Below are 8,769 nucleotides of genomic sequence, written 5' to 3' on the forward strand. Positions count from 1 at the left end.
GCCGTGATCAGTGGCAGGTCCATGGGCCCGACCAGCCAGCTCGGGGTCTGGATCTGGTAGAAGTCGCCGCCGCAGGCCCAGAGCATCAGGTCGGCGAACACGATCGAGAGCCCGATCGTCACCATGGTCTGCCTGAGGTCCTGGCCCTCCATGCGCCGGAACACGATCACCTGGAGCAGCACGCCGACCAGTGCAGTGAGGAGGAAGGCAAGGATGAAGCTGAGGAGCCAGGAGCCGGTGGCTGTGCTGATGGCGTAGCCGACATAGCCGCCGAACAGATAGAGCGAGCCGTGCGCCAGGTTGACGTTGCGCATCAGGCCGAAGATCAGCGTGAAGCCGCTCGCGACGAGGAAGTAGAGCCCGCCGAGCGTGACGCCGTTGAAGACGGCGTTGAGGAAGACGCGCTTCCGGCCGATCGCCTCCTCGAGGCCCGGCGGCCAGACTGCGAAGACCAGCCAGAGCGCGACGGCAATCGCGATGATCACGATCAGCGCCCAGACGGGATGGCGTTCGATGAAACGGCTCATGGGCGCCGCCCGCTTGTGAAGGCAGCGCGCCGAAGCTCCACCGAATGCAGGTCAGACAGCCTTGCAGTGGCTGCTTGCCTCGCCATGAACGTGCGCTCCCGTCGTCGCGACCATCTCGGGATCGCGTTGCGCTCATCCTAGCCGGGCTTGGAGAGGGACGTTTGATCGTGAGTATCTTTTCGCGCGGCGGTCAGGCGCGCAAGACCTTGGCGGCGCGACGATAGTCGGTCGGAGCCATCCCCACATTGGCGGCGAAGAAGCGGGTGAAGCCGCTCTGCGAGGAGAAGCCGAGATCGAAGCCGATATCGGCGATCGGTGCCTCGCTGGCGACCAGCGCTTCGAGCGCCTGTTCCATGATCAGCGTGTTGAGATAGAGGTTCGGCGTGACGCCGGTCTGGACGCGGAACAATCGGTAGAAGTGCGGCCGCGACAGGCCGGACTCGCGCGCGATCGTGTCGAGCTCGATCTCGGCGCCGGGGCTCTCCGACATCATCTTGATGCATTTGCGCACGCGAAAATCGGTGACGGAGCCGTTTGCCCGCGCATCGCGCGCGGTCTCGGCCTGTTGCCAGCTTTCGTCGTAGCAGATGTCGATCAGCCGCCGGAGTTCGGAATCGAGGCTGGAGAGCGATGGTGCGCCGCACACCAAGGCGGCGGTCCGCCGGATGTGCTTGTCGAGCGCGACGGTGCGCTTGAAATGCGTGCGGCCGAAGCGCAGCCGGTCGGAACCCGGTGCATCGGGCGCAAACCATTCGGGATTGACGTAGAGCACGAAGAAGATCGCGCCGCCGTCGAGGTCGGTCGGCAGGAAATTATGCGGCTCCCAGGGATTGACGGCAACGACGGAGGTTTCGCTGAGATCGTAGTGGCCGGCGCAGACATCGATGCATGCGGGCATGCCGCCGACATGGAAGATCAGATGACCTTCACGATGGGCGTGGATATTGAAAGGGCGGTTCAACTGATAAACCGTCGCCCGACCGAACCGGCCGTGGAAGACGGCGAGCGCACGGCTCATGCCTTCCCTCCCGAATGTTCTTGTCTTTTCAGCCAGCGTTCAACAACGCCGCGGAGATTGCAAGAGCGGAGAGCACCCGCGTCAGCAAGTCGCTCCCCGCTCATGTGCTGTCGATGCGATGCGTCAGTATTTCTTACATTCCGGCACGCTACGGCTCGGGAGCCCGATCTTCGAGAACACGGCCGCATCGTAGCCGAGCGTCTGGTTCACGTTCGGGATCACCTTCACGACCTTGCTGAACAGCGCACCCTTGCCGTCATCGACGACCTCGGTGACGAAGTTGGTGCCGATCGCCTGACGATTGGAGTCGAGCTTGATCTTGCCGTTCGGCGCGTCGAGCTCGATCTTCGCGAGCGCAGTCCTGAACTTCGACTGGTTGTCGCTGAGATCGCCATTGACCTCGCGCAGCGCCAGGATCAAGGCCATCGTCGAGCCATAGTAGTTGGTTGCAAGCAGTGACGGGCTTGGAAAGCGCTTGTTGGGCGGGAAGGCGTCCTGATAGGCCTTCACGAACTTCTGCCAGCCTGGATCCTCCCAGGTATCGGCCTGGCCGCTCGCCGCGATGGTGCCGATCAGCGCATTCTTGGCATTCCCCTTTGACGACAGGATGGTCTGGTCGATCATGATGGAACCTCCCATCAGATGCGCCTTGCCGCCGGCCTGCTGATACTGATTGAGGAAGTTGACGGCGTCCGCCCCGCCAAGTCCGAGATAGATGGCATCGACATCGTCGGGCAGCGCGGCGATGACGGAGGCGAAGTCCTTGGTGCCGAGCGGCACCCATTGCCGGTTGGTGACCTGGCCACCGGCGCCGCAGAATTCGAGCACGAGGCCGAACACCTGGGTGTAGATGAAGGAGTAGTCTTCGCCCACGGTCGCGATCTTGCGATACTTCTTTTCGTCATAGGCGTATTTGCCGAGGCCGACCTGCCACTGCGCACCGTCCATGTTGTAGCGGAAGAAGTTCGGGGCAGGATCGACATAGGTCGTTTCCTGGGCGCCGGACGCCGCATTGATGAAAGTCAGCTCGGGATGGGTCTTTGCAAAGTTCTTCACCGCGATGCCCTCGTCGCCGGAGAGCGGCGACAGCAGGATCTGCACCTTGTCCTGCTCGATCAGCTTGCGGACGGCGCGCACAGCCGAATCCGGCGTCGCGTCGGTTGACGCGACGATGAACTCAAGTTCCTTGTTGCCGATTTTCTTGCCCAGCACGTTGAGTGCCGTCTGATGGCCGCGCATGCCGTCCTCGCCGAGCACCGTGTAGGTGCCTTCGAGGGTTGCGGTCACGCCCACCTTGATCTTTTCCTGGGCGATCGCCGCGCCCGAAAGAAACAGGCTGCTCAGCGCGAGCAGCCCCACACTGCATTTCGACATTGTGCTCCTCCCTGTGTCGTCGCTTTGCCGCGCCGAACCGGGCGCGACGCCGGTGGCTCTCGAGCGGCCCCGGCTTTGGAGGGAAGCTAGCCGAAGTCGAAGGCGGTGCCTGCGTGCGCACCTCTTCCGGTTTGACGGGCAGTCTCATTTTTGAATGCTGCGGCGCAAGTGGTGTTGCGGCGCAATCGGCGGCTGTGTCGCGCCCTGATGCGACCGCCAGCGTCAAAGCGCCTCACACCCAGCCGCCATCCACGATATAATGCTGAGCGGTACAGGCGGAGGCCTCGTCGGACGCGAGGAAGACGGTGAATTTCGCGACCTCGTCCGGCACCAGCCGGCGCTTCAGGCACTGTCGCTGCTGCAGTTCGATCTCGCCCGCCGGCGTCATCCATTTCTCGAGCTGGCGCTCGGTCATGATCCAGCCCGGCGCGATCGCGTTGACGCGGATATTGTAGGGGCCGTAGTCGCGCGCCAATGAGCGCGTCAGGCCGATCACGCCCGATTTGCTGGCGGTGTAGGCGGCCATGCCGCCTTGCCCCGCGATCCACGACACGGAGCCGAAATTGATGATGGCCCCGGCACGCGCCGCCTTCATGTCCGGCAGCACCGCCTGCGACGCGAAGAACTGGTGCTTCAGATTCACCGCGACGCGGTCGTCCCAATATTCCGGCGTCATCTCCTCGGTGTTGTGACGCTCGTCATGTGCCGCGTTGTTGATCAGGATGCTGATCGCGCCGTGCGCCTTGCGGGCCTCGACTACGCCGGCGCGCAACGCGGCGATGTCGGTCAGGTCGACGCGCTGGAAATGCGCAGCCAGGCCCTGATCCGACAACTCGCGTGCCAGGCGCTGGCCCTCGTCGGCCTTGATGTCGAAGAACACGACATTGGATTTCTGCTGCGCGAAGTGCCGCACGATCGCAGCGCCAATTCCCGCAGCGCCACCGGTGACGAGAACGACCTTGCCGGCAAGGTCGGAATAAACGGCGGCCATGGGCACCTCTTATGTTGCGTTGCGGGCGGTGCGATGCGCCGCCCGGTTGTCCCGCCAACCTTAGCGACTACCGCCGTGAGGTCCATAGATCAGAATTTTAGTTGCGTACCTCAAAAATCGAAGGCAGGATTGCAGCCAAAGAATAAGAGCCGATCGGGAGGAATGTGATGAGACTGCTCCGGAAGCTAGGACTCGCCGCTGCCGCATGCCTGCTTTGGGCCAACTCTGCCGCAGCCGACACGACGGTGAAATGGCTCCACATCGAGGTCAATCCAGCCCAGGTGAAGATCTGGGAGGAGGTCGCGCGCGCCTATGAGGCGTCGCATCCGGGCGTCAAGGTCGAGATGCAGTTCCTCGAGAACGAGGCCTACAAGGCCAAGCTGCCGACCATCCTGCAATCCAAGGATCGGCCGAACATCATCTACAGCTGGTCYGGTGGCGTCCTGAAGGCGCAGATCGAGGCTGGCGTCCTCGACGACATCACCGATTCCGTGAAGGGTTACAGCGACAGCCTGACGCCGGCAGCGCTCGCCGCCTTCACAAGCAATGGCCACGTTTATGGTCTGCCGACCGCGCTGTCGCAGGTCGGCTTCCTCTGCAACAGGGAACTGATGGCCAAGGCGAAGGTCGATCCCGCAGGGATCAAGAGCTGGGATGACCTGCTTGCCGCCGTCAAGACGTTGAAGGCCGCCGGCGTCACGCCGATCGTGGTCGGCGGCGCCGACAAATGGCCGTTACACTTCTACTGGACGCATCTTGCCGTGCGCATCGGCGGCAAGCCGGCCTTCGACGCGGCGCTGCGCGGCGAGAATGGCGGCTTCGCCGGCGAAACCTTCCAGAAGTCCGGCGAGCTGTTCAAGCAGCTCGTCGATCTTCAGCCGTTCCAGAACGGTTTCCTCGGCTTCAAGAATCCGCAGGCGGTCGGCTATTTCGGCGACGGCAAGGCGGCCATGACGCTTGCGATCAGCAGCGTCTATCATCTGCAGCGCGCGCTCGCCGCCGACAAGGTCGGCCTCTCCGAGGACAAGATCTGCTGGTTCGACTTTCCGGTCGTACCGGGCGGCAAGGGCGCGCCGACGGACACGCTCGGCGGCATCACCGGCTGGCTCATCACCAAGGGCTCGCCGAAGGAGGCGGTCGATTTCCTGAAATACTTCATCTCCAAGGACGTGCAGACGCGGCTTGCGGCGAGCAATTTCATCATTCCGGTGGTGCAGGGCGCGGATGCCGGCCTCAACAATTCCTTCATGAAGCTGATCGCGGCTAATCTGGCGAAGTCGAACTACCACCAGAACTTCTATGACCAGAGCCTCGGCCCCTCGGTCGGCCGCGTCGTCAATGACGTGGCTGCAGAAATCGCCGGCGGCAGCATGAGCCCGCAGGACGCCGCCAAGGCGATCGAGGCGGCCTGGAAGCAGGGCAACTGACGGTGGCGCGACGGATCGCGAGCGCGCCGGCGATAGGCGTTGCACAGCCATCGTTCTCGTCGACAGCGGTCCGCGGTCCCGGCTGGGACGGCCGCTTCACGGTGCTGATCCTGTTCCTGCCGCCGGCGCTGCTGCTGTTCACGCTGTTCGTGGTGCTGCCGATCGGCGAGGCCGCCTGGTACTCGGCCTTCAACTGGAACGGCTTTGGCAGGCCGACCAACTGGATCGGCTTCGACAATTACCGCTTCGTGCTGGAGACGCGCGCCTTCTGGCTCGCGCTGCGCAACAACGGGCTGATCACCGCGGTCTCGCTGCTGGTACAGTTGCCGCTTGCGCTCACGCTGGCCTTGATGCTCGCGGAGCGTTTCCGCGGCGCAGTGGCGCTGCGGATGCTGTTCTTCATGCCCTACATTCTGGCGGAGATCGCAACCGGGCTGATCTTCTCGTTCGTCTATGACGGCGATTATGGCCTGGTCGCCTCGATCTGGCGCACCTTCGGCGCCGAGGCGCCGCATCTGCTGGCCTCGACCGACACGGCGATGCTGGCGGTGCTGATCGTCATCGTCTGGAAGTATTTTGGCTTCCACATGATGCTGTTCATCGCCGCACTCCAGGGGCTCGACAAGAGCCTGGTCGAGGCGGCCACCATCGACGGCGCGACGCGGTCGCAGACGCTCCGCCACGTCGTCATCCCCTTGCTCTATCCGACGATCCGGCTCTCCGTGTTCTTCGCCATCATCGGTTCGCTGCAGCTATTCGACCTGGTGATGCCGCTGACGCGCGGAGGACCTGCGGATTCCTCCAACACGATGGTGAGCTTCCTCTACAACAACGGCATCTCCCGCATGCGCGTCGGCTATGGCAGCGCCATCGGCGTCATCCTGTTCGTGATCTGCGTGACCTTTGCCTTCACCTACAAGCGATGGTTCATGCGCGATGAATGACGCCGAGACCACCCGCACCCCGTTCGATCCCGCAATATTGTTCAAGGCGCTGTTCCTCGCCGTGATCGCCATCTTCGTGCTGGTGCCGCTGCTCGCGACCCTGCTCGGCGGCTTCAAGTCGCTCGGTGAGCTGCGCGTCAATCCGTTCGGCCTGCCCAGGCACTGGGAATGGCAGAACTATGCCGACATCCTGTTCTCGGCGCGCTACTGGCAACTGCTCCGCAACTCGCTGGTCATCTCGACGCTCGCGGTGATCCTGACCCTGATCACGGCCTCGATGGCCGCGTTCACCTTCGCCCATGTCAGGTTCTACGGCAGCTCGATGTTGCTGAGCTATCTGACGCTCGGCCTGCTGTTTCCGGCCGCGACAGCGGTGCTGCCGCTGTTCATCAAGGTGCGCGATCTCGGGCTGCTCGATACCTATTTCGGCGTCGCGCTGCCGCAGGTCGCGTTCAGCCTGGCCATGAGCGTGCTGCTGCTGCGGCGCTTCTTCAAGGACATTCCCTATGAACTGCTCGAAGCCGCGCTGGTCGACGGCTGCAGCTATATCAAGTTCTTTCGCTACGTGACGCTGCCGCTGTCACGGCCGATCCTTGCCACCGTCGGCACCATCACCTTCGTCAACAGCTGGAACGCCTATCTGCTGCCGCTGGTGATGCTCAACACTGATGCGCTGTATCCCTGGCCGCTCGGTATCATGGTTTATCAAGGCGAGTATTCGTCCGAGTGGCACCTGATCCTGGCCTTCATCACGCTGACCATCCTGCCGACGGTCGTTCTCTTCCTTCTGGCGCAGAAGCACATCGTCGCCGGCCTCACCGCAGGCGCGGTCAAGGGATGAACGGTATCTCACGGAGATCACAATGAGAAGAATAGGTATCGGAATCATCGGCTGCGGCAATATCAGTACCGCCTATCTGAAGGCGGCCCAGCGCTTTCCTTTCATGGAGGTCAAGGCGCTCGCCGACATGCGCAGCGATGCCGCGGAGCGCCAGGGCGCGGCCTTCGGCCTGCCCGGGATGCGGGTCGATCAGTTGCTGAGGCGCGACGACGTCGAGATCGTCATCAATCTCACCGTGCCGCTCGCCCACACCGACGTCAGCCTCGCCGTGCTCAATGCCGGCAAGCATGTCCACTCCGAGAAGCCGCTCGGCATCAACGTCGCGGAGGCGGCAAAGGTGATGGATCTCGCCGCGCAGAAGAACCTTCGCGTCGGCTGCGCGCCGGATACGTTCCTCGGCGGCGGACACCAGACCGCGCGCAAGCTGATCGACGACGGTGCGATCGGCACGCCGGTTGCGGGCAGCGCCTTCTTCGGCTGCCCCGGCCACGAGCGCTGGCATCCGGCGCCGGGCTTCTATTACCTGCGCGGTGGCGGGCCGATGCTGGACATGGGGCCGTATTACATCACCGATCTGGTGCAGCTGCTCGGCCCGGTCGCAAGCGTGATGGGTTCGACCGCGCGTCCGAAATCCGAGCGCGTGGTCACCAGCCAGCCGATGAACGGCACGCTGATTCCGGTCGAGGTATCGACCCACGTGGCGGGCACGCTCGAATTCGAGAGCGGGGCGGTCGTCTCGATCGCAATGAGCTTCGACGTGCCGAAGCACCGGCACGCGCCGATCGAGATCTATGGCGACAAGGGCAGCATGCTGGTGCCGGACCCGAACCGCTTCGGCGGCGAGGTGCAGGTGGCAAAGACCGGCGGTGAATGGGAGACGGTGCCGCTGACGCACGGCCATGTCGACGGCGAGTTCCGCTCGATCGGCGTTGCCGACATGGCTGCCGCGATCCTGAACAACCGGCCGCACCGCGCCAGCGGGGCGCTTGCCTTCCACGTGCTGGAGGTGATGGAGGCGTTCCAGACCTCCGCCGACGAAGGCCGGCGCGTCAGGATCGAGAGCCGCGTCGAGCGGCCGGCGATGCTGCCGGCCGGACGCGAAACCGGACAGATCGACTGAGGACAGAAACATGCGCAAGGCAATGATTGTTTGGGGTGGCTGGCCGGGACACGATCCGGATCTCTGTGCCTCGATGATCCGCGGCTGGCTGAAGGCCGAAGGATTTGAGGTGCGGGTCGAAACCACGACGGCGGCGTTCGCCGATCCCGCGATCCACGATCTGTCGCTGATCATCCCGATCTACACCATGTCGAAGATCGAGAAGGCCGAAGCGCTCAATCTCTGCGCGGCGGTGCGCGACGGCGTCGGGCTCGCCGGCCATCATGGCGGCATGTGCGACGCGTTCCGCGATTCCGTCGACTACCAGTTCCTCTGCGGCGGGCAGTGGGTTGCGCATCCCGGCAACATCATCGACTACAAGGTCGACTTGACGAAGCCGGATGACCCCATCATGAAGGGTCTGAAGAGTTTCGAGCATCGTTCAGAGCAGTATTACATGCATGTCGACCCCGCCAACGAGGTGTTGGCGACGACGACCTTCACCGGCGAGCACGCGCCCTGGATCGAGGGCGTGGTCATGCCCGTGG

Annotated in this window: 9 protein-coding genes; 5 read left to right on the top strand and 4 right to left on the bottom strand. The window is 63.5% G+C overall.

The window, feature by feature from the left end:
• The 4 genes from AC1D00_RS14835 to AC1D00_RS14850 all read right to left on the bottom strand — a co-directional run.
• Positions 1-527 (bottom strand): branched-chain amino acid ABC transporter permease (locus AC1D00_RS14835; protein ID WP_477011181.1); only part of this gene is annotated, 527 nt, incomplete at its 3' end.
• Positions 528-717: 190 nt separating this feature from the next.
• Positions 718-1,545 carry a helix-turn-helix domain-containing protein gene (locus tag AC1D00_RS14840; protein ID WP_135172791.1) on the bottom strand — a complete coding sequence of 276 codons (828 nt, stop codon included), beginning with the start codon at positions 1,543-1,545 and terminating at the stop codon, positions 718-720.
• A 123-nt stretch (positions 1,546-1,668) separates the two neighbouring features.
• Positions 1,669-2,919 (bottom strand): ABC transporter substrate-binding protein, encoded by a 1,251-nt coding sequence (locus tag AC1D00_RS14845; RefSeq protein WP_135172792.1) that lies wholly within the window; start codon positions 2,917-2,919, stop codon positions 1,669-1,671.
• Positions 2,920-3,151: 232 nt separating this feature from the next.
• Positions 3,152-3,910, bottom strand: coding sequence for an SDR family NAD(P)-dependent oxidoreductase (locus AC1D00_RS14850; RefSeq protein WP_477011182.1), 759 nt, complete (start codon positions 3,908-3,910; stop codon positions 3,152-3,154).
• A 167-nt stretch (positions 3,911-4,077) separates the two neighbouring features.
• Between AC1D00_RS14850 and AC1D00_RS14855 the strand changes: the two genes are divergently transcribed.
• The 5 genes from AC1D00_RS14855 to AC1D00_RS14875 all read left to right on the top strand — a co-directional run.
• Complete coding sequence (locus AC1D00_RS14855; protein ID WP_477011183.1) at positions 4,078-5,337, top strand: extracellular solute-binding protein; 1,260 nt, start codon at positions 4,078-4,080, stop codon at positions 5,335-5,337.
• A gap of 2 nt (positions 5,338-5,339) precedes the next feature.
• Positions 5,340-6,281 carry a carbohydrate ABC transporter permease gene (locus AC1D00_RS14860; RefSeq protein WP_477011184.1) on the top strand — a complete coding sequence of 314 codons (942 nt, stop codon included), beginning with the start codon at positions 5,340-5,342 and terminating at the stop codon, positions 6,279-6,281.
• Positions 6,274-7,122: a carbohydrate ABC transporter permease gene (locus AC1D00_RS14865; RefSeq protein ID WP_135172796.1), complete on the top strand. Its 849-nt coding sequence runs from the start codon at positions 6,274-6,276 to the stop codon at positions 7,120-7,122. The genes AC1D00_RS14860 and AC1D00_RS14865 overlap by 8 nt, the downstream gene beginning before the upstream one ends.
• A 22-nt stretch (positions 7,123-7,144) precedes the next feature.
• Positions 7,145-8,242: a Gfo/Idh/MocA family protein gene (locus AC1D00_RS14870; RefSeq protein WP_477011185.1), complete on the top strand. Its 1,098-nt coding sequence runs from the start codon at positions 7,145-7,147 to the stop codon at positions 8,240-8,242.
• Positions 8,243-8,252: 10 nt separating this feature from the next.
• Positions 8,253-8,769, top strand: a 517-nt coding sequence (locus AC1D00_RS14875; protein ID WP_477011186.1) for a ThuA domain-containing protein, incomplete at its 3' end; no start/stop codon positions are given.

Source organism: Bradyrhizobium sp. P2_E8 (assembly GCF_056403875.1).